The organism is Vibrio splendidus 12E03 (assembly GCF_000272105.2).
Taxonomy (GTDB): Bacteria; Pseudomonadota; Gammaproteobacteria; order Enterobacterales; family Vibrionaceae; genus Vibrio; species Vibrio splendidus_I.
Genome location: NZ_AJZD02000314.1, coordinates 1 through 354 on the forward strand (window position 1 = coordinate 1; position 354 = coordinate 354).

Sequence of the window (354 nt, forward strand, 5' to 3'; positions counted from 1 at the left end):
ACGACTTCGTAAAGTGACGTGACTTTGCAGCTGAGTCTGTTTAATTTCACCATAACCTTCTTCTATCTCCCAGCGTTGCCAATAAATACGCAGCAGGCTTTCTAACGAGTATCTACTAGGGTCTGTAAGTGAAGTAATAAAACCTTTTATCTCACCTTTTGGCTCTTGATATAAGACTAATCTGGCTTCCCAACGTGCGGGTAAATTTGGGTTCTGCCGTTGAGCTTGAGGAGAGATAGGTATTGAAATGAGCATGTCGTTCTCAGCATATTTCTCCAACACTTCATAGCGTAGCTTACGTTTTGCAGGCATTAACCAGTGAGCATTTTCCGCACTCTCTTGCCACGACAACAA

Annotated in this window: 1 protein-coding gene; it reads right to left on the reverse strand. The window is 42.9% G+C overall.

Annotated features, from left to right (window positions below):
- The coding region (locus A142_RS20180) for a transposase (protein WP_019820532.1) at positions 1 to 354 on the reverse strand (354 nt) is incomplete at both ends.